This is a genomic window from Frankia sp. Allo2, assembly GCF_000733325.1.
Taxonomy (GTDB): Bacteria; Actinomycetota; Actinomycetes; order Frankiales; family Frankiaceae; genus Frankia; species Frankia casuarinae.
The window spans coordinates 37,797-57,218 of the sequence record NZ_JPHT01000006.1; the positions used below are offsets into that span (position 1 = coordinate 37,797).

Genomic DNA, 19,422 nt, shown 5'->3' on the forward strand with positions numbered 1-19,422 from the left:
CTGGGCACCTCACGTGACCTGGGCACCTCACGTGACCTGGGCACCTGACGCGGCTTGAACGTCTGACACCGCCGGGCGCCGACAGGGGAATGGCGGGCGGCGCGGCCGCTGTCCCCGGCGCCGTGGGNGTACCGGGACGGACCGAACCGGCCTGGAAGATCAGCGTGGGATGGACGTGTGCTTGAACTCGTTCAACTCGGGCCAACCGGTCACCAGGTCGACGATGCGCTCCACCGCACGGATGGAACCCGCCGGGTCGGCACCGAGCGGCGCACGGTTCATCAGCCGGACGAACACGGCCTGATCACCGGCGATCCAGGTCGGCACGCCCCAGACGGTATGCGAGGCGACGTACTGCTCGTGCTCGGCGCGGACCTTGTCGAGAGCGCCATCGTCAACCCGGGCAAGCACCTCGTCGGCGGGCAGCCCCACCCCCGCGAGCGTCTCCTGGATGACCGCCCGGTCCTCCAGGTGACGGCCCTCGTCGTGACGCGCCGCGAACAGCGCCCGGTGGGCGGAGGGGAACAGATCCGGGTATTCGTCGCGGACGACGACGCCGGCCTGCAGGGCGAGGATCCCGGAGTCCTGCTCGGGCTTCTCCCAGACGGTGGGTTGCCCCTCCTCCACGTGCGCCTGCCCCAGCGAGAACGGGAGAAAGGTGACGTTCCAGTCGGCACCGGCCGCGAGACCAGTCAAAACGTGTTCATGTGCGTTGCGGGCGAACGGGCAACGGTAATCCCAGGTGATCGCGAAGGTGACAGAAGTCATGTCGCGGACAACACCGGGGCCGGTCCCGGTGTTCCAGCCAGCCCCGGTGTTCCAGCCAGCCCCGGCAGCCTGCTCAGCGGCAGCCTGCTCAGCGGGCACCGCGGCGCCGGCCTGATACCCGAGGCGGCGGAGGCTGCCGCGGCATCGGGTGGGGCGCCCGGCCGGGTGGATCGATCCCGGCCGGGTCCAGGCCCCGCCGCGCGGCGATCAGGCCACGCAGGTAGACCACGGTCGCGATGATCACGGTGATGTCGTCGATCAGGCCGATCGGCCCCAGCGGAATCTCCGGGACGGCGTCCACCGGGGAGATGACGTAGGCGAGGCCCGCCAGGGTCGCCACGAGGCCCCGCAACGGCAGCCGGTACTTCCGGACGGCGACCAGCGCGGCCACGGCCAGCGCCAGGACGATCATGACGAGAGCCCCGAGGGCGACGAGCAGCCCGATTCCGACGCTGTCACTCATCGCTGCCCACCACTCATCGCTGCCCGCTGTCGTTCATCGCTGTCCACTCCCGCAAGATCGGCTGGATCCGTCGGCTCATCGTGTCGTCCTCGAGGGATCGTCACCGATCCCTCGCGATGATCCTCGATCAGGATGCCCACCCGGCGCCATCTCGAACACCGGAACAGCATTTTCATCTGGCGGACACGCCGGTGGCCGCGCCGGTAGGCTTCGCCTTGTGTCCCGGACGGATTCCCCGGTTTCGCCCGGGCGGCTGCTGGCCGTCAGTGACGTGCATGTCGCCTACCCCGAGAACCGGCGGATGGTGGAGGACATCGCACCCGGATCATCCGACGACTGGCTGATCCTCGCCGGTGACGTCGCCGAGACGATCGCCGATATCGAGACGACGCTCAAGCAGCTCAGCGGGCGTTTCGCGAAGGTTGTCTGGGTGCCGGGGAATCACGAGCTGTGGACTCCCAAGCAGGACCCGGTGCAGCTGCGCGGCGAACAACGCTACCGGCATCTCGTGGAGATCGCCCGCGGGCTGGGCGTCGTCACCCCGGAGGACCCTTATCCGGTCTGGGAGGGCGCGGGCGGCCCCGTTGTCGTCGCGCCGTTGTTCGTGCTCTACGACTACACCTTTCGGCCCGCCGAAACGGCGACGAAGGAGGAGGCGCTGGCCCTGGCCCGGGAAAGCGGGATCGTATGCACCGACGAATGGGTGCTGCACCCGGACCCGTATCCCACCATCGACGCCTGGTGCCGGGCCCGGGTCGCGCAGACCCGGGCGCGCCTCGGCGACATCGATCCGACAATGCCAACGGTGCTCGTCAACCACTGGCCACTCGTCCGTCAGCCCACCGCGGTACTGCGGTACCCCACATTCGCGCTGTGGTGCGGCACCACGAGCACGGCCGACTGGCACACGCGGTTCCGGGCCAGCGCTGTCGTCTACGGTCATCTGCACATTCCCCGCACCACCTGGTACGACGACGTCCGCTTTGAGGAGGTCTCGATGGGCTACCCTCGGGAACGCGCGGCGTGGGGCACGCCATGGTCCGGGCTACGGCAGATCCTGCCCTTCCCCGCACCGCCGGCCCGCCGGGACTGAGCGCGATGCCAGGATCGAGTTCCACGCCGGGATCGAGATTGGCGCCGGGGGCAGGCTCGGCGCCGCCGGGGGCGCCGGCTTCGACGTCAGGGACGGCTACCGGAGTAACGGGTACCGGAGTAAAGAGGGTGGATCCGCGCCTGCTCGCGAGCCTGCTGCCCGCCGCGGCCGTCGCCGTCGAGGCGTTTGAGGACGATCCCTCGGCTGTGCTATTCCCCGAGGAGGCTGCGCTGCTGAGCCGCGCGGTCGACAAGAGGCGCCGCGAGTTCACCACCGCCCGGGTATGCGCGCATCGCGCGCTGGAGGGGCTCGGACTTCCGGCGGCGCCGATCCTGCCCGGTTCCCGCGGCGCACCCGGCTGGCCGGACGGAGTGGTGGGAAGCATCACCCACTGCGCCGGCTACCGGGCGGCCGCGGTGGCCCGGGCGGCGGAGGTCCACACCATCGGCATCGACGCCGAGCCGAACGAGCCCACACCCGGCGGGGTGCTGAAGGAGATCACCGTTCCCGCCGAGGCGGGCTGGCTCGCGGCCCTCACCCGCACCCGCCCGGCCGTCTGCTGGGACCGGCTGCTGTTCAGCGCCAAGGAGTCTGTCTACAAGGCGTGGTACCCGTTGGCGGAACGTTGGCTCGGCTTCGGGGACGCCGCCCTCGTGATCCNCCCGGGCACCGCACCTATGGGCCCGCCGGCACCGAGCCCGGCCGCCCGGGGCACCTTCACCGCGAAACTCCTGGTGGCGGGACCACGGCTGGCCGGCGGTGAGCTGACCGGCTTCGGCGGTCGTTGGCTCTCGGCCCGCGGCCTGCTGGTCACCGCGATCACCGTGCCGCACCTGGACGGCATCCCCATGACGACGGCATCCCCCCAGACGCATCCTGCCTATCCAGAGGGATAAATCGGACACGAAAGGCTCTGGAAAGACAAGGAACCGAATCCTGGTCAACGGCCGCCGCACGGACCCACCGGACGCGACGCTAGGCAGGGTCGTCCACGTCCACGACGATCTCCCCGCCCAGCACGAAGCCTCCGGACAGACGCAGGTCGTCACCGCTCCAGAACGGAAACGGCGTGCCCAGACCTCCACCGCCGCACGCAGGTCGTGCAACTGCACGCCGCGCTGATGCGTGCCCGCCCAGACGTCCGGCAACGATTTCCCAGCTCGGCGTGCCACATCAGCGGCGGAAGATCGTCAACGACCACCGCCATGCCGACATGGTTCACCGGGCTGTTGGTCGTCGTCTGGATCGCCCGGTCCGCCGCCGTGCGGCCGCGGAACAGCCACAGGTCGCCGGTCCGCCTCAGTTCCAGGGCATCGGCCAGGCTGATCCGCGAATCAGGCATGCCGGTAGCATGCCGCAGCCGACGCCCCGCAAGCCGACGCTGATGGTTCGACTCCCACCTGACCGGGCTGGGGCTCGGGCTGGAGGCGAGCCGGGTCCGGTCGGAGCGTTCACGGCCCGTTCTGGAGGTCACGGACGGTGCAGCGGAGACCCGGAACGCGGTCGAGTTTCCGGTTGGCCGTGACAAGGTCGGCGTTCAGGGTTTCCGCGAGCGCGATGTAGGCGGCATCGTAGGGCCACATGTTGTGGCGTAGTTCCCAGATCCGGGGGAGGAGCGGGGCGTGGCCATAGCGTCGCAGGTTCATGCGACCAAGCAGTTCCAGGGCACGTGATGCTTCGCCCTCGGGCAGCTTCCCACCGCGGGCGAGGCCGCGCAGCGTCGAGGCGCATTCCAGGTCGACCGCGTGCGGCGCGGCGATCCGCTCCCGGGTGGCCAGGGCACGGACCACGTCGGCGACGTCATCCGTGCCGACCAGAAACTCCACCAGCACGGAGGTGTCCAGGACGATCATCCACGGTCCGCGCGCATCCGCGCTATCGCGTCCACGACGTCGGTCGCGGTCACCGTGCCGCGGGAGGCGATCGATCGGGCCTGGTCCGCGGCTTCCTCGGCCGTGAGCGTCGCCGCCTCGCCCTCCAGCAGCTGCAGCACATACTGCTGCAATGACCGGCCCGCGCGCGCGGCACGGACCTTGAGGATGGTGAGGGTCTCCTCCGGCACCTCGCGGACATGAATCGTCGCNATGCAAGCATTTTAGTCCCACCGCAAGCGCCATGCCATCAGCGCAGCGGGACGGTGTTGAGCGCCCGGTGCAGGCTGCCGAACTGCTTGTGATGTTCGTCAAACGGCACCGCGACGGTCTGGATCCCGAACCGCGACAGCACCGGTTCGGTCCAGGGCGCACTCGCCGTGGATACCAGGGCGGCCGGCTCCGACCGGAGGACCGATTCCGGCGGCGCGAAGGCCGGTAGGAAGAACACCCCCGCGGCGAAGGCCGCGACCATGTCCGGTGCCAGCGGACAGACGGCGAGATTGATCGTTCGCAGGGCGTCGACCAGCGTCGTCTCCCGGCCGGCGACGCCGTCGCGTTCCACCACCGCCGGGGCGTGCAGCCGATCGGCGGCGACGAGGGCGATCCCCGGGCCGAGGCCGAGCNAGGAGTTCAGATGGGGCTGGCCGTCACGCCGCAGCTCGTCGCGGACCCGCACCACGTGACCGAAGCTGGCCAGCAGATGCGGACGCAACAGCCCCCAGACCGCCGGGCTGGTCCGCCAACCGGTGCCGAGGACGGCCACATCGCCGCAGCTCACCAGATCCCCGCCTTCCAGGAACAGCGGCTCCGGGACGCGGACCTCGGCCGATCGGCCCCGCAACCCGCGCAGCACGGCAGCCATGACGACCGTCTCGCGGGCCCGGTCCCGGCGCCGCAACCGGCCGACCGCGACCGCTTCACCGAGATCGACATAATGATCACGAGGAAACATCAACCCGGCCAGGGGACGCAGAGCGTAGCTCTCGTCCGCCTGGTCGGGGCCGATCACGCCGCGGGCGGCGCCGGGGTCGAGCAGCAGCCGCGGCTGGCGCAGCACCACCGGCACCAGCGCCGGCGCCGACCAGTCGTGGAGCGCCTCGCGGGCGGCGGCCATTCGCAGGTCGTCCTCAGCGCTGACCGCGCGGACGGCGAGCTCGATCAGGACCTCCCGGGGCAGCGCCGCGAGGATCTCGGACGGGGCACAGGGACGGGCCCCGAGGTCGGCGAGCGCCGCTCGCACCGCGGCGGACTCGGCCGCGGCCCGGACCGGGTCGTAGGACGGACGGGGTGCCAGGAACACCGACGTCTCGGCCGGCTGCACCACCGTCGGATTCTGGATGAGAACCGTCGACCCGGTCATCCGGTAACCCCGGTCATCCGGTGACCAGGTCGCGACCGCGCCGGCCCGGCACCCCCGACACCGGCACCCCCGACACCGGCACCCCCGACACCATCACCCCCGCCGCGACGGCGGCACCCGCCACGGCGCGCCCTCGGCCCCCATCGGCCAACGAGGAGAAAGGCACGGAAAAGCGGAACACGGCCGCGGGGAGAGCGTGGAAGCAGCAGCCGTAGACAGATCGACGGCGATGTCCGTACTCACCCGCCGGACGCCGACCCACAGGCCAAGAATCATCTATCCGATTTCTCGCTGGCGCGTTCCACCTCGGCATTATGCGACCAGGACGCGGAGCCCGGGATAGCGCGGGTACGCGACGTGCCGATCGGGCAGGCGTTTACGTGTTCATAATCAGGGTGAGCGACGGCGGCAACGGAATTAGATCCGCATGACAGCCGCGCCGAACGGAGCCCCTGCCGCCGCCACGCGCACCAGCCCGGCGGCGCGTGCCGCCGTGGCCTCGGCATCCATCGGGGTCGGGCCGACCGCCAACACCTCGCCGATGCGGTCGCCCGACGAGCGCAGCGGCGGGATGGACGTGCCCGGGGTGNCCGCCAGCGCCNCCCGCCGCACCCCGGGCACCGCCCGCGCGACCTCGACGCCGTCGACCGCGTCGACCCGACCGGGTGAGGCACTCAGGAAGCGGATCGCCGCAGCGGCGCTCGCCACCGCGGCCGGCGCGGGCCGCCCCCCGGAAAGAATCTCCAGGTAGTCCGCGGCCAGCGAGGTTCCGTAGGCCAAGTCGATGAGTTCGACCAGACTGTCACCGGGGATCCGCCCGGCGCACTCGATGAGCACCGGGTCGTCCGGGCAGCGGGCGGTCAGCATCCATTCGGCGTGCAGGATGCCGTCCCCGAAGCCGATCGCCGCGATGAGACGCGTCAACGCGCGGCTCAGCACGGCGGTCCTGGCCGCGGGTCCGGGGGCCGGCACGACGTGCCCGGTCTCGACCGGGTGCCGCCCGGGCAGCACCCGCTTCGCCGTCACGTTGACGAAGCTCGGCACGCCGTCGCGCACCAGCGCCTCCACGCTGAACTCCGCGCCGACCATCCGGCTCTCCACCAGGTAGCGCCAGTGCAACGGGCGGTTGGGAAGCGCGCCGTCGTCGAGGGCGGCGACCGTCGCCGACCAGATGGCCGCCAGGTCGAGCGGCCCGTCCTCCACCGCGTCGAGGATCTGCACGCNGAGACTGCCGTGCCGGTTGGCGGGTTTGAGCACCACCGGGCTCTCCACCCCGAAGGCCGCGAGGTCATCCGGGCCGAAGACCTCCCGCCAGCGCGGGGTCGCGATGCCCGCCGCCGTCGCCGCCCGGCGCAGTTCGATCTTGTCCGACAGGCATCGGGCGGCCCCGACTCCCGCGCCCGGCAGGCCCAGTGCGGCCGCGGCCAAGGCCGCGGCGGGGACGCTGTACTCCAGGGCCGGGACGACGGCGGNGAAGGGTCCCCCGGTGGCCGCCGCTGCGAGCACGACGGGGAGGAAGTCCTCGCTCTGGTGGTAGGCCGCCGGGAGCAGGGCCGCCACGCAGGGCAGCTTCTCGACAGCCGGCCGCACTCGCCGCCGGTCGATCAGATCCGGGTCCTCGACGAGGGTGACACTGCCCGGCGGCAGCGCCGAACCCAGCTGGTTGAGCAACGCCTGCCCGAATCCGATCACCAGGACACGCACGGGACGGTCTCCTCTCTTGGCATCCTCCCGCCCTCAAGGACGGAGCCTGCGCGCTACGTTTCCCGGTCACGTCGTCAGGCCTCGACCAGACCGCGGCCGCGGAACCCGGCGGCCGGCTGCCTCCACACGATCCTCGACGTCGAAGGGAAGGACATAGAAGGGAAGGACATCGGGGGAAAGAACGGACGCCGCATCGGCCGGTGACTCCGCGGGCGCGCCCGGTACCACTGCGGAGCCCCGGAGGAATGTGACATAAAAAGGAACCGCGACTTTGACCACGGCCACTCTGAACAATAATGGAAAAAATATCGTATAAATTTCTGAGATTTTCGGTAGGTCCGCCCCGGATCACTCATCCGGGGTTCGATCCGATAGCCCGGTGAAATTCGGAGTGGAACATTCGCCGTCCACCATTGAGATCCGTCAGGAGACGTTCCATCAGCATCACTCGGACGATGCTAACAGCCGCACACGACGGACGAGGCGGCAACCACGGAGCACCGGAAATGGTTACCCCTACTTAACATAGCGATCATGCGGCGGAGGGCGCCGTCGGGAGACCGGCCCACCAGGCTCGGGGCCGGTCGACTCCCCGGATCGGGACGCGCGGACTCCCGGCCCCCGCGGACTCCGGAAGACCGGAAGCAGCAGCACGACGTCACGAATCGTTACGAATCGCCATGAGTCGTCACGTGTCATCACGCGACGAACTCGCCGACCAACCAGACGAGCACCATCGCGACGCCGGCGGCGAGCTCCACGACCACACCGACCCCGAAGGCGACGATCGCGGCCCAGGTCGTGCGGCCCGCCGCTCGCGCATCCCCCAACCGCACCAGCTCGGCCAGGTAGATCCCGACCACTCCACCGATCAGGAGCCCGACGACCGGCACTACAAAGAAGCCGATGATCGCGCACACCGCGCCGATGGCCAGGCTGGGCCACGGCACCCCCCGACCGGCCGTAGCCCGAGCCGGCAGGACGTACTTGGTGAGCGCCCCGATCACGAACAGCGCGGTCATGAGCGCCAGCACGATCCAGCGACCGACTCCCCCACCGTCCGCGATCACCCACCACAGACCCGCGCCCCAGACCAGGACGAGGCCCGGCAGTACCGGGAGGACGACGCCGACCAGGCCGACGGCCATCACCAGAGCGACAACTAGCAGCCCACCGGTACTTATGGCGCGACCTCCTTCACCGGCATCTCCCGATCTCCCGCGACGGTAGTGTTGCTCCCCACCGCCGCGGCAGCACTGTTCCCCGCCATATTGTTCTCCGCCATGCGTCGACCCACCTCGGCGAAGGCGGTGCGCAACTCGGCGGGGGCGAGCACCACGACCCCGTCCGCCAGGACACACAGTTGGCTGAGCGCCACCTGGAGCCCCTCCGTCGCGAGCTCCACCTCCCGCCAGCCGTCGGCGTCAGTCGGGCCCGCCGCACGGCCTGCAGATGCAGGAGCAACGCGGTGAGCCGGCTCGATCGCACGTCTGGGAAGCCTAGCCGTGAACCAGGACAGCAGATGGCAGAGTTTTCATGTCACGATGGCGCGGTGACGACATCCTGGCGCGACTTCGAGGCCGCGCAACCCGCCCTCGCCAAGACCGCGCGCACCCGGTTCGCGGCATTCCGCCATCACATCCTGGCTACCGTGCGTGCCGACGGCTCCCCGCGCACGAGCGGAATCGAGACGAACTTCCGGTTCGGGGAGCTGTGGCTCGGGAGCATGCCGGATGCGCGCAAGTCCCGGGACCTGCGTCGCGACCCCCGCTTCGCCCTGGCCGCCAATCCCGGGCCGGGCCAGGACCTGGCCGGCGGCGACATCCGCGTCTCCGGGCGGGCCCGGTGGATCAACGATGAGGAGGTCCTGGCCTCCTTCGCCACCGAGGTCGGCCCGCCGACGCCGTTCGACCTCTTCCGCGTCGAGCTCACCGAGGTGGTCCGCACGAGCGTCGACGAGCCGGCCGGGGAGATCGTGCTGGAAAGCTGGCGACCGGGCTATCGAGGGGTGCGGGTGCAGCGCCGTGGCAACGGGCCGGTGCGCGAAACCTGGGCCGAGGAGTAGACCATCACGAGCCGCGGGACGGCGTCAACATCGTTGACTATCATGATGCCATCGACGATGAGACCAACGATCCCAAGGCGCCCCGGTCCGACGACGAGAGCCCAGGCTCCGAGGACACCCGGGAGGGTGACGCCGGCACGCACGATCCCGGCACCGACGATGACGAGCCAGAAGGCATCGGAACCGCCGACGCGGACACCGGTAGGCGGCGAGGTCGGCGGGTCGGTTCCCGGCGGACCCCACGGGGCACGCTGTCCCGGGAGGTGCTGCTGGCGGCAGCGATGGAGGTCGTGGACACGCACGGCGCGGGCGCGTTCAGCATGCGGGCCCTCGGCGCGTTCCTCGACGTGGATCCCACGGCGATGTACCGACATTTCGCGACGAAGAACGCGCTGCTCGACGCGCTGACGGACACGGTGATCCGCGGGGTGGAGGAGCTGCCGGAGACCGACGACCCCCGCCGGGACATCCGGGAAAACTTCCGTCAGCTCCGACGCTCCCTGCTGGCGCATCCGACCCTGGCGCCGCTGGTGCTGCGCCGCCCGCCCGGGGTGGGCGCCTACTGGGAGCGGGCTGATCACGCGGTCGCCCAGCTTCACCGCGCAGGCATGGATCCGGCCGACGCCGCCAACGTCTACCAGACGCTGCTCTTCTACNCCCTCGGCCACNCCCTCAGCGAGGCCCGCCAGCTCGCCCGGGCCGTGGAACGGGAGGGGGCCGGCGCCCGCGGCGGCCCGGTCGCGGCGGTACGCCCGCCGGCCGAACACCACCCGGATCTCTCCGATGCGGCACCCCATCTACGGGAGGAGAACGAGGCCCAGTTCCTCGCGGGCCTCGACCTCATCCTGCGCGATCTCCCCCGTTGACATCCTCTTCGCCCGAAGGGCGGAGATTCCCGCCGTCACGCGGGCGCTCACCGGCGGGGGCCGACCGGCGCGGGGCCGGGCTGTCATGCGCTGAGCTGGAGGCGTGGCCCGGCGAACGTCGCCATGATCTCATCAAAGGTTGCCTCCGGCCGGTAGCCGGCACCCGGCGCTTTTTCACCTCGCCGCCGGAGCGCGTCAAACTGCAAGGTCCACAGTTCGCTCTCCGTCGCCGGAAGCGCGACGACGACCGCATCGTCCTCGTCGTCCATCTGCCCGGTCAGCCAGGAGATCTGGTCCGACGGCAGCGCACAGACATACACCACCTCGCCCGCGGCGTTCGCCCGCACGGCGCGCAGTTGTTCCGCCTGACTGTCCATGCCCAAGGCCGCGCCCAGACGCTCGGCGACCAGCTGCCGTTCCCAGGCGTCGGCATCCTGCGCGATCCGGACGATGACACCGCGCACCTCCAGCTCAAGGTGGATCCGGAGGTTGACGTCGGGGTCCCCGTCGAAGTACCAGGCGATCAGGTCCGGCAACGCGGCACGCATCTCCTCGGCGGTCGTCTCGGCGGCCACCAGACCAGGACACTGCGGCGACCAGGCCGACCAGCAGGGGCCGTCCCGGCGAACCAGCACCGATACCACCTTAGACACTATCGATCACCTCCAAACGCCTCCTCGACCGTCAGCCCCACCTGCTTGACCAGTATCTGCCGGACGACCCCCGGCCCGATGGTGATCCGGTCATGAAAAGCAAGACGAAGTCGTGGACGTCCGTCCGCCTCCAGCCATCGGTGAGCTGAATCGTCCTGTTTTGTCACTCGATATCCCAATCGTCCAGACACTCGCAGAAGCTGACGTGCCTTCAACGAGGGAAACCCCCCGGTCACGGAGAGCCGGCGGCCAGGAATGAAACCAGAAGAATCGCACGGATGGTCGTGCGGGCGGATGACTTCATCTCGATACTCCACGTCGTGGTCAAGGACGGGACGTCTCCATGGTAGCCGAGAAGAGAAGCAGGACAATAAACTCGGGAAAATGGTGAATGATATACCCTCGCTACCCACCTGACATCAAGTTCCGTGGACTCATCGCAGCAGGACGAATGTCGCATTCATATCGCTACATCCGGCAAGCCGGCCGGAGTTCCTGAGTACAGCCAGTGTGGCGGGTGGCTCGGGGTGCGGCGTAGCGGGCACCGGACGCTTCCGGCCAGGTGCGTCGTTTCAGGTGCGTCGTTTCAGGTGCGTCGTTTCAGGTGCGTCGCTCCGGCCGTCCGTAGATGTCACAGCGAGGAGCGGGCCGCTACGTGCCGCGAGCGGCGGCCGACTCGAACGATCGCGAACGTCGACGACCGGCCAGCCCACTCCGCCGGACCGCACCACCTGCCACCATCACCCCGAACCGGGAAGATCATATCTAGTAATACACGGATTTCCGCTCGGCAATCGCCCACCTCGGCTGCACCACCACACAGGGGCGGGCCTCTTCCGGAAGGCTTTCCCAGGGAGGATCCGTTATTCCGAAAATCCGAGGCACGAGAACCGACCGTTCTGGAACCGACCGTTCTGGAACCGAGCGGCCTGGAACCGAGTGCACCGAGCCGCCCTGGCGTGCTCCCCCGCGCAGGTTAGCTGCCCACCCGCCTTGCTACGGTACAACCGTGCCCGCCGCCGCCCCGCTCGCTGCGCCGGCGCATCCCGGGCCTTCCCCAGGTTTGGCGTGGTGGGCCAGGACGGCATAACCCGCGCGAGTGCGGGAAAGGCCTGCGGACAGCGGTGACTTGCCCGTACGGAACGGCCCGGACGTGCGGAACGGCCCGGAGGACCATCAGGACCGCAGGGCCACGAGAGCCAGACCACGAGAACGACGAGGATCGGAACGGCACATGAGGATGCTCGACGGGCGGTCGATGGCCGCCGAGATCGGCAGGTACGTGGTCGACGAGGCCGAGAGGCTGGCTGCGGCGGGAGTCACGCCGACCCTGGCGGTGGTCCTGCCGACCGCGGATCCGGCCGCGTATTCCTATGCCGAGATCATCGAACGGACCGCGGGCAAGGTCGGCGTGCGCTGTGTGCTGCATGAGCCGAAGGGCGAGCCGGCGGCGATCCTCGACACGATCGACACCGTCGCCGCCGATCCGACCGTGCACGGGATCATCGTCCAGACGCCGCTGCCAGGCGGGCTGACCTCCCGCGAGGTCGGCGAGCACATTCCGACGGCCAAGGACGTCGACGGGATGAACCCGAGCAGTCTCGGCCGGCTCGCGCTGGGTCTGCCGAGCTTCGCGCCGGCCACCGCCGCCGCGGTGGTGGAGATCCTCACCCGGGCCCGCATCCCGATGTCCGGCGCCCGGGTATGCGTGATCGGCCGCGGCCCAGTGGTCGGCAAGCCGGTCTCGCTGCTGTTGCTCGCCGAGGACGCGACCGTGACGATCTGTCACTCCCGGACCAAGGGACTGGTGAGCATCGCCCACGAGGCCGACATCATCGTGTCCGCCNCCGGCCATCCCCGCCTCGTCGGCGCCGGCTTCGTCCGCCCGGGTGCGGCCGTCATCGACGTCGGCACCGTCGTGACCGAGACCGGGCAGGTCGGTGACGTGGACGCCGCGGCCGTCTCGTCCCTGGCGGGCGCCCTCACCCCGGTGCCGGGCGGCGTGGGACCGGTCACCACGATGCTCCTGCTGCGCAACACGATCCGGGCGGCGCGCGCCGCCTGATCGGCACACCGGCCACCTGGCATCAGCGGGGCCCGCCACCTCAGCGGAGCCCGCAGCGGCCTCAGACGGAGCTGTAGACCGGCCCGGCGAGCCGTACCCGGTTACGACCATCGGCCTTGGCCCGGTAGAGCGCGGAGTCCGCACGGGCGATGAGGCCGGCGAGGTCGCCGCGGGGGCCGTGATGTGTCGCGACTCCCACGGACACGGTCACCGACAGGGGAGGCCGGCCCTCCAGCCGGCAGTGGGTTCCGGCGACTTGGCGGCGGATCCGTTCCGCGACATCGGCCGCGTTCTCCAGCTCAACCTCGGTGAGCAGCACCACGAACTCCTCGCCCCCGAACCGTCCGACGAGATCCCGGGGGCGGGTCGCCGCCCGCAGCGCGTCCGCCACCGCGATCAGAATGACGTCCCCGATGAGATGACCAAACCTGTCATTGACCCGCTTGAAGTGGTCGATGTCGACCAGGAGCACCGACAGTGGACGCCCCACCTGGCAGGCCCGGTTGATCTCGCGTTCCGCGACCTGGCGCCAGTACGCCGGGTTGGCCAGCCGGGTCTTCGCGTCGGACCGCGCGGCATGCAGGAGCTCGGCGTGCAACAGGCTGCGTTGCAGCAGCAGGACGGGGGGTGTGATCGCCAGCATGAGCAACGGGTTCGCCGCCCACAGCACCGCGACCACGATCGACGAGCAGATCTCGGCGGCCTGCGCGGGCACGAGGTCGCGGCACGCATGCCGGAGCGGGGTCCGGGCGGGGATGACAGGTGACGGGACGNCCCCGGTCCGGTCCGGCCGGTCCGGCCAGCCCGGCCGGGCTGGACCGGCCGCCACACCGGAGCACGAATCGAGGCTCTCCCGACCATCGGACGTCGCCATCCCCATCACGGTCAGCCTCATCCCCATCACGGTCAGCCTCATCCCCATCACGGTCAGCCTCGCCACAACCGGGTAAACCGCAACCGCGGCGAGGAAGGCCAGCACCGCGACGCCGGACCCGACGAGGTTGTCGACGGTGAACGGCCCTCGATCGGGGCTAAGCAGCAGATGGACGCTGGAGGCACAGAAGCCCGCGATGCCCAACGCCGCGGCGTGGAACACGCGCAGATGCGGCGGCTGTACTGGATCACGACGGCCGGCGAGCCAGCACAGCGGCAGGCTGACAACCGCCGGGTAGAACGGCGGCAGCAGGACCGCCGCCGCCAGCGTCCAGGTGGACAGCAGGTCATGACGTCGGGCCCCGGGAACGGTCAGATCCTCACCCAGCCGTCCGGACGCCACCACGGCCAGCGCCCCGAGAACAACGAAGGTGGCGAAGGCCGCGAGGTCGGTCCATCGCGGACGCAGACCCGCCGCCGCGAACCCGGCCATGCTCAGCCAGCAGAAGACTACGATTANCCCCCGCCGCATCAACCCCCCGGGCGCGCGCCACAGCATCCAGCCGTGGCCGAGCAGGCGCAGCACGGCCAGGCGAGGGCCGGCCAGGCGAGGGCCCAACGGCGGAGGGCCGATCATCCAGGGGCCGACGGGTTCGGCGCTCGCGGGTGGGGCGGACGCTTCGCCTCGTGCCGCCCCGCGACCGGTCCGGGCAGTCGTGCCCGCTCCCCGCGTGGTCACCCCGCGGACTCGCCGCCAGCCACGCCGAAGGGTGCCCACCAGAACGGAACCCGCGCCCCGCGCCAGTCGTATGCGTAACGGCATTGGTGGATGGCCTTCCTCGTTCTTGTCCACGGCCGTACCCGGCCGGAACCGCCCGGTGAATCCAACCTGGTCGCTGCTACTTACGGTGAATCTTCGAGAACGAAGAGTACGAAGGCGCTTCGCCAATTCGCAACCGTCCGAATGCCGGTTCTTAGCCGTTCGCGGCGTCGCCGAGCCGTGTTTTCTCCCCGGCACGCGCGCGATAGTTGCCCAGGAAATGGCACCTGACCTGCGACGACGAATGCCGGGCCGAAGGAGGCGTCACGACGGGCCGCCCGGTCGCGTCGGCTGCGGGACACCGCCGAGAGACCACATCCGACACGCCCGGGAAACGGCACGTCCGCCGCCCGGAGACCAAGGACGGCCGAGGGAGGGACCGCCGAGGGACCAGCTCGATGCCCGCCGTCCGCTCCTGACACCTGGCGGCGGCGTAGGGACCGACGCGTCGGTAACGCGGACGAACCGGTGACGCGGACGAACCGGTGACGCGGCGATCAGATGGTACGGGCGACCGCCTCGACCATCGCGGCGGCCAGGGTGGCCACGTCGGCGGGGGAGATGATGAACGGCGGCATCGTGTAGACCAACCGTCCGAACGGGCGGACCCAGACCCCGAGATCCACCAACAGCGGCTGGATCACGGTCATGTCGACGGGCTCCCGCGTCTCGATCACTCCGATGGCGCCGAGTACCCGCACGTCGGCGACCCCGGGCAGGTCGGCGGCCGGGGCGAGCCCGGCGGAGAGCCCGGCGGAGATCTCGCGCACCCGAGCCTGCCAGGGCGAGGAGAGGAGCAGGTCGATGCTGGCGTTCGCGACCGCGCTCGCCAGGGGGTTGCCCATGAACGTGGGGCCGTGCATGAACGCGCCGGCCGGCGAGTCGCAGACGCCCGCCGCGACCTCGTCGGTGCACAGCGTCGCGGCCATGGACAGGTATCCACCGGTCATCGCCTTGCCCACGCACATGATGTCGGGGCTGATGCCGGCATGGTCGCAGCCGAACAGCTCGCCCGAGCGGCCGAACCCGACCGCGATCTCGTCGGCGATCAGCAGCACCCCGTAGTGGTCGCACAGCTCGCGCAGCCGCGCCAGCCAGCCCGGCGCATACCACCGCATGGCTCCGGTGCCCTGCACAACCGGCTCGCAGATGACCGCCGCGATCTCGTCGGCGTGCCCGGCCAACAGCCCCTCGATCTCGGCGACGTGAGCGTCCTCACACGGCTCGTCGAAGGCGCAGGCCGGGGCGGAGGCGAACAGATGGCGGGGCAGCAGGTGGCTGAACAGGTGATGCATGCCCGCGTCCGGATCACAGACCGCCATCGCGCCCGAGGTGTCGCCGTGGTAGCCGCGTCGGATGGTGAGCAGGCGCGTCCGGCCCGGCCGGCCCCGCCCGGTCCAGTACTGCAGCGCCATCTTGATCGCGACCTCGACGGCGACGGANCCCGAANCGCANGGNAATACCCGCCGCAACGGATCCGGCGTGATCGCCACGAGGGTCTCGGCGAGGGCCACCGCCGGCTCATGGGTCAGACCGCCGAACATCACATGGGACATCGTCTCGAGCTGCCCGCGCACCGCCTCGTCGAGCACGGGATGCCGGTAGCCGTGAATCGCCGCCCACCACGACGACATCCCGTCGATCAATTCCCGGCCGTCGGTCAACGTCAGCCGGGTCCCCGCGGCGGATGCGACCGGGAAGAGCGGCGTGGAGCCGGACACCGAAGCATACGGATGCCAGACCACCCGCCGATCGCGGGCGACGAGGTCGCCCACGTCCGCCACCGGGGNCTGGGGCCGGGGGGTGAGCGCGGGCGGCGGGACGGCGATCGTCGAACGAGGGGTCACCTCCCCACTCTCGCCCACCCCGGTCGACGGCGGTGGCCTGGGTGGCGCTGGCCCGGGCCGATCGTCGTGCGTCTCACACAACTGCGGTCTCACACCCCTGCGTCACCCGCCCGAGCTCGTCACCCGCCCGTCCTGCCCTCGAACCCCAAGCCGACAGGAGTCCAACTCGCGGCTACCCCCACTCAGTCGGCGGCGTCGAGGACGGCGAGCGCGTCGACGAGGACGAGGAAGTCACGGGGCAGGTCGACGCACACGGTGGTCCGGGCCGGGAGGGGTCCTTGACCCAGGTCGCATAGAGCGTGTTGAACTCCTCGAGATGGGCGCTATTGGTCAAGTGGACGCGCATCATGATGACATCGTCGAAGGTGACGTCGGCGGCGACGACGCCAGGGGCACGACCGATGTCGTGCAGAAGCGCCGCAGCGACGACATCGGCATCCGCGCCAGACCGCCGTGCTTGCTCGGCGGTCTGGCGCGTGCTCCAGCTGGTTGACACCCTCGTCCTCGTACGGATTGCCTTCCAGCCCACGCGGTATCGCGAGGATGCCAGGAACTGTGAAGTGAGGTAGTGCGGATGGTTCGCCTTCCATGGTTCGCCGTCTCGGTCGACCGGCCCCTCGGCCAGGGTGAGGCCAAGTTTCCCAGCGGCGGCATCGCCCCGGTGTGATCTTCGCGGCGGAGGCAGAGGCCGACGACCCCTGGCTGATCGTCGGCCAGGAGTGCCAGGTAGGAGTAGTTGCCCAGGCGCATCGGGCAGGATGTCAGTGTGGTCATCCCGATTCACGACATCAATCCCCTGCGCCGCCGCCCGGTCGTGACCTGGCTGCTCATCGCGGCGAACGTGGTGATCTTCGTTTTCTTCGAACCGGTGGTCAGCTCGGTCGCCGGCACGGAGACGTCGGCGGCACAGAACATCTGTGAGCAGCAGCGGTTCTTTCAGGAGTGGGGTGCGATCCCGTGGGAACTGGTGCACAATGCGCAGCTCACCGCCGCGAACTCCGGCCGGATCGGGGTGGATGCGGCCGGCAACCCGGGATGCATCGTGGAATCACCGCCCAGCTTCGACAAGATCCCGGTGCTGTCGGTGCTGACCTCGATGTTCCTGCATGGAAGCTGGCTTCATCTGATCGGCAACATGCTGTTCCTCGGGGTCTTCGGCAACAACATTGAAGATCGCATGGGCAGGCTGCTCTACCCGCTGTTCTACCTGGTCTGCGGATACGCCGCCGGGTACGGCTTCGCCTTGTTGGAGGGTGGGTCGACGAACACCCTGATCGGCGCCTCCGGCGCGGTCGCCGGCGTGNTGGGGGCCTATCTGGTGCTCTTCCCACGGGCCCGCGTCATCGGCCTGGTCTCCGTCCTGTTCTTTCTGCCGTTCTGGCTGCCGGCCTGGATCGTCCTCGGTTTCTGGTTCGCGTTGCAGTACATCTACTTCACCGGATTCGGCGTCGCCGACGGCGGTACCGTGGCGTACGGAGCACATGTAGTCGGCTTCGCGGTCGGCGCGTTGCTCGTCACGCCGTTCATCAGCCGGCTGCGAGCCGCCGGCCCCGGGACGCCGCTCCGGGTGCCCCAACACGGCTGGATTCGCGGCACGGGGAACTCGTCGGCCCGCCACCGCCGCCCCTACTGAGCGATCCCGATCTTCCGCGGCCTGACCGTCGTGGCATCCCGCCGGCACCTGCCGGACGTGGACGCCGCGACGGCGGAAGCCGCCACGACGACAACGGCCGCCACGGCGGCGACCGTCACGACCGTCGAGTAGTCCCGAAGCCGCGAAGGCCCGCCCGGCGGTCAGGCACCCCAGCGGTCCGGCATCAGGACGCCGACGACCCGCCGACGATGGAGTCGGGGGTGGTGGAGTCGGCAGCCTCGGCCGCGGCGGCGTCGTCGCAGCCGCCCGTGTCGGCCGCGGATGCCACGGCCACGGCTTTCCCGGCGGGAACACGACGTCGCAACAGACCGCGCCGGGCTCGCGGACGGCCTGCGTCGGCCGACCTCCGGCCGGGCCGCTTCCGGCTACCCGTCACGACCGGCGCGTCCTCGGCCTCCGCCTCCGCTGCGGGCCTGACGGGCTGTTCCCCGGTTGTCGAGGCGACCTGCGCGGGCTGCGAGTCCACGGCCGGCTGCGAGTCCACGGCCGGCTGCGAGTCCACGGCCGGCTGCGAGTCCACGGCGGTCGAGAAGGCGGCCTCACCGGTCTCGACAGCCTCACCGGTCGCCTCGGGCAGGTCGGCCAGAGCGGCATCCTCCGCCTCCTCCGCGACCCGCACGTCGAGAGCGACCGTCCGCCAGTCCTCGAAGACCTCCTGAACGGCGAAATCCGCGGCGAGCAGGGCGTCACGGTAGCGAACGAGCTGCTCGTACGACAGGGTCGGATCCGGCTGCGGTCCCGTCACCACGGGGACCTCGGAGGCCGTCGCGGTGGCGCCCGCGACAACGGCCGCGACGACGGCCGTGGTCACCCGACAGGTAACGGACCCGGCGGAGTCGATCGTCTCCGTCAGCGTCCAGGAACGGCTGGCCGCCGCGGCGAGCCGCGGATCCGTGAGCGCCCCGCCGCCGGCCTGCTCCGTCAGAAGCGTCGCGATCCTCGCCGCGACCGTGGTGGTCGCCACGTCGCCCCTACCCCATCGCACGACCGCACGTCCTTTCCCTCGATCTCTGTCTGCCGCTACGCCGAAGACGCCCATGATCGGCCGACCCCGGAGAATGGCGCCGGCACCTGAGGGCGAGAACTGCATCTTGACGGACGGATCGGATGCGCTACGCAGCGGGGTGCTTTTTGCCACATGGCGGACATACGATACAAACACCGGACGGCCCCGATCGAGGTTCCCCTGCTACGGCCAACGGGCCGCAGCGCCGCGCCGGGGAGCAGGCGAAACCTCCGGGCTCGCGGACGGACTCTGCATCCGCCGTCGGCACGCCAATTGCGACCTGGCGTAATCACATCATGAAGTCGCTCGAT

Annotated in this window: 19 protein-coding genes and 1 pseudogene; 7 read left to right on the forward strand and 13 right to left on the reverse strand. The window is 70.2% G+C overall.

All coding sequences use genetic code 11. The features are described from left to right. Positions 1 to 159: 159 nt before the first annotated feature. Both ALLO2_RS06560 and ALLO2_RS06565 read right to left on the reverse strand, forming a co-directional pair. Complete coding sequence (locus ALLO2_RS06560; RefSeq protein WP_011435946.1) at positions 160 to 768, reverse strand: DsbA family protein; 609 nt, start codon at positions 766 to 768, stop codon at positions 160 to 162. Positions 769 to 856: 88 nt separating this feature from the next. Further along, entirely contained in the window at positions 857 to 1,231 is a 375-nt protein-coding gene (locus ALLO2_RS06565) for a YkvA family protein (RefSeq protein ID WP_011435945.1), read from the reverse strand. 217 nt (positions 1,232 to 1,448) lie between these two features. Between ALLO2_RS06565 and ALLO2_RS06570 the strand changes: the two genes are divergently transcribed. Both ALLO2_RS06570 and ALLO2_RS06575 read left to right on the forward strand, forming a co-directional pair. After that, complete coding sequence (locus ALLO2_RS06570) at positions 1,449 to 2,324, forward strand: metallophosphoesterase (RefSeq protein WP_011435944.1); 876 nt, start codon at positions 1,449 to 1,451, stop codon at positions 2,322 to 2,324. Positions 2,325 to 2,464: 140 nt separating this feature from the next. Further along, complete coding sequence (locus ALLO2_RS06575) at positions 2,465 to 3,220, forward strand: 4'-phosphopantetheinyl transferase superfamily protein (RefSeq protein ID WP_051874955.1); 756 nt, start codon at positions 2,465 to 2,467, stop codon at positions 3,218 to 3,220. A 165-nt stretch (positions 3,221 to 3,385) separates the two neighbouring features. On the opposite strand, the pseudogene ALLO2_RS06580 reads toward ALLO2_RS06575, so the two are convergent. The 7 genes and pseudogenes from ALLO2_RS06580 to ALLO2_RS24060 form a co-directional block, all read right to left on the reverse strand. After that, positions 3,386 to 3,666 (reverse strand): annotated as a pseudogene (locus ALLO2_RS06580) (hypothetical protein); the annotation flags it as partial. A 109-nt stretch (positions 3,667 to 3,775) separates the two neighbouring features. Next, positions 3,776 to 4,177 carry a type II toxin-antitoxin system VapC family toxin gene (locus ALLO2_RS06585; protein WP_023840493.1) on the reverse strand — a complete coding sequence of 134 codons (402 nt, stop codon included), beginning with the start codon at positions 4,175 to 4,177 and terminating at the stop codon, positions 3,776 to 3,778. Then, complete coding sequence (locus tag ALLO2_RS06590; RefSeq protein WP_232234932.1) at positions 4,174 to 4,386, reverse strand: hypothetical protein; 213 nt, start codon at positions 4,384 to 4,386, stop codon at positions 4,174 to 4,176. The genes ALLO2_RS06585 and ALLO2_RS06590 overlap by 4 nt, the downstream gene beginning before the upstream one ends. Before the next feature lie 59 nt (positions 4,387 to 4,445). Then, a complete protein-coding gene (locus ALLO2_RS06595) occupies positions 4,446 to 5,558 on the reverse strand; it encodes an arginine deiminase family protein (RefSeq protein WP_035730527.1) in 1,113 nt (370 codons plus the stop codon). A 417-nt stretch (positions 5,559 to 5,975) separates the two neighbouring features. After that, positions 5,976 to 7,262, reverse strand: coding sequence for an ATP-grasp domain-containing protein (locus ALLO2_RS06600; protein ID WP_051874942.1), 1,287 nt, complete (start codon positions 7,260 to 7,262; stop codon positions 5,976 to 5,978). A gap of 698 nt (positions 7,263 to 7,960) precedes the next feature. Then, positions 7,961 to 8,410 (reverse strand): DUF456 domain-containing protein, encoded by a 450-nt coding sequence (locus ALLO2_RS06605; RefSeq protein WP_023840495.1) that lies wholly within the window; start codon positions 8,408 to 8,410, stop codon positions 7,961 to 7,963. A gap of 32 nt (positions 8,411 to 8,442) precedes the next feature. After that, entirely contained in the window at positions 8,443 to 8,784 is a 342-nt protein-coding gene (locus ALLO2_RS24060; protein WP_082456650.1) for a WYL domain-containing protein, read from the reverse strand. On the opposite strand from ALLO2_RS24060, the gene ALLO2_RS06610 reads away from it, so the two are divergent. Together ALLO2_RS06610 and ALLO2_RS06615 are read left to right on the forward strand one after the other, a co-directional pair. Then, the gene (locus tag ALLO2_RS06610) at positions 8,785 to 9,327 is read left to right on the forward strand and encodes a pyridoxamine 5'-phosphate oxidase family protein (protein ID WP_011435935.1); all 543 of its coding nucleotides are present in this window, start codon (positions 8,785 to 8,787) and stop codon (positions 9,325 to 9,327) included. A 263-nt stretch (positions 9,328 to 9,590) separates the two neighbouring features. Beyond that, positions 9,591 to 10,193: a TetR/AcrR family transcriptional regulator gene (locus ALLO2_RS06615; RefSeq protein WP_232234934.1), complete on the forward strand. Its 603-nt coding sequence runs from the start codon at positions 9,591 to 9,593 to the stop codon at positions 10,191 to 10,193. An 83-nt stretch (positions 10,194 to 10,276) separates the two neighbouring features. On the opposite strand, the gene ALLO2_RS06620 is transcribed toward ALLO2_RS06615, so the two are convergent. After that, positions 10,277 to 10,846 (reverse strand): hypothetical protein, encoded by a 570-nt coding sequence (locus ALLO2_RS06620; protein ID WP_023840499.1) that lies wholly within the window; start codon positions 10,844 to 10,846, stop codon positions 10,277 to 10,279. 1,234 nt (positions 10,847 to 12,080) lie between these two features. On the opposite strand from ALLO2_RS06620, the gene ALLO2_RS06625 reads away from it, so the two are divergent. Next, positions 12,081 to 12,911, forward strand: coding sequence for a bifunctional 5,10-methylenetetrahydrofolate dehydrogenase/5,10-methenyltetrahydrofolate cyclohydrolase (locus tag ALLO2_RS06625; protein WP_035730528.1), 831 nt, complete (start codon positions 12,081 to 12,083; stop codon positions 12,909 to 12,911). Positions 12,912 to 12,972: 61 nt separating this feature from the next. Here ALLO2_RS06625 and ALLO2_RS06630 read toward each other — a convergent pair whose 3' ends face one another. Both ALLO2_RS06630 and bioA read right to left on the reverse strand, forming a co-directional pair. Further along, positions 12,973 to 14,403 (reverse strand): GGDEF domain-containing protein, encoded by a 1,431-nt coding sequence (locus ALLO2_RS06630; RefSeq protein ID WP_232234936.1) that lies wholly within the window; start codon positions 14,401 to 14,403, stop codon positions 12,973 to 12,975. 698 nt (positions 14,404 to 15,101) lie between these two features. Further along, a complete protein-coding gene (gene bioA, locus ALLO2_RS06635; protein WP_051874957.1) occupies positions 15,102 to 16,388 on the reverse strand; it encodes an adenosylmethionine--8-amino-7-oxononanoate transaminase in 1,287 nt (428 codons plus the stop codon). A 379-nt stretch (positions 16,389 to 16,767) separates the two neighbouring features. On the opposite strand from bioA, the gene ALLO2_RS25435 reads away from it, so the two are divergent. Together ALLO2_RS25435 and ALLO2_RS06640 are read left to right on the forward strand one after the other, a co-directional pair. Continuing rightward, a complete protein-coding gene (locus tag ALLO2_RS25435) occupies positions 16,768 to 16,944 on the forward strand; it encodes a hypothetical protein (RefSeq protein ID WP_157493289.1) in 177 nt (58 codons plus the stop codon). Between the two features lie 273 nt (positions 16,945 to 17,217). Then, positions 17,218 to 18,084, forward strand: a complete 867-nt coding sequence (locus ALLO2_RS06640) for a rhomboid family intramembrane serine protease (RefSeq protein WP_035730533.1) — start codon at positions 17,218 to 17,220, stop codon at positions 18,082 to 18,084. A 184-nt stretch (positions 18,085 to 18,268) separates the two neighbouring features. On the opposite strand, the gene ALLO2_RS06645 is transcribed toward ALLO2_RS06640, so the two are convergent. Next, complete coding sequence (locus tag ALLO2_RS06645; RefSeq protein WP_139168492.1) at positions 18,269 to 19,090, reverse strand: hypothetical protein; 822 nt, start codon at positions 19,088 to 19,090, stop codon at positions 18,269 to 18,271. Positions 19,091 to 19,422 lie beyond the last annotated feature (332 nt).

Bases quoted from the DNA above. Each gene is read 5' to 3' on its own strand.
- ALLO2_RS06560 (WP_011435946.1), bottom strand. From the start codon at position 768: ATGACTTCTGTCACCTTCGCGATCACCTGGGATTACCGTTGCCCGTTC.
- ALLO2_RS06565 (WP_011435945.1), bottom strand. From the start codon at position 1,231: ATGAGTGACAGCGTCGGAATCGGGCTGCTCGTCGCCCTCGGGGCTCTC.
- ALLO2_RS06585 (WP_023840493.1), bottom strand. From the start codon at position 4,177: ATGATCGTCCTGGACACCTCCGTGCTGGTGGAGTTTCTGGTCGGCACG.
- ALLO2_RS06605 (WP_023840495.1), bottom strand. From the start codon at position 8,410: ATGGCCGTCGGCCTGGTCGGCGTCGTCCTCCCGGTACTGCCGGGCCTC.
- ALLO2_RS06610 (WP_011435935.1), top strand. From the start codon at position 8,785: ATGGCAGAGTTTTCATGTCACGATGGCGCGGTGACGACATCCTGGCGC.
- ALLO2_RS25435 (WP_157493289.1), top strand. From the start codon at position 16,768: ATGGGCGCTATTGGTCAAGTGGACGCGCATCATGATGACATCGTCGAA.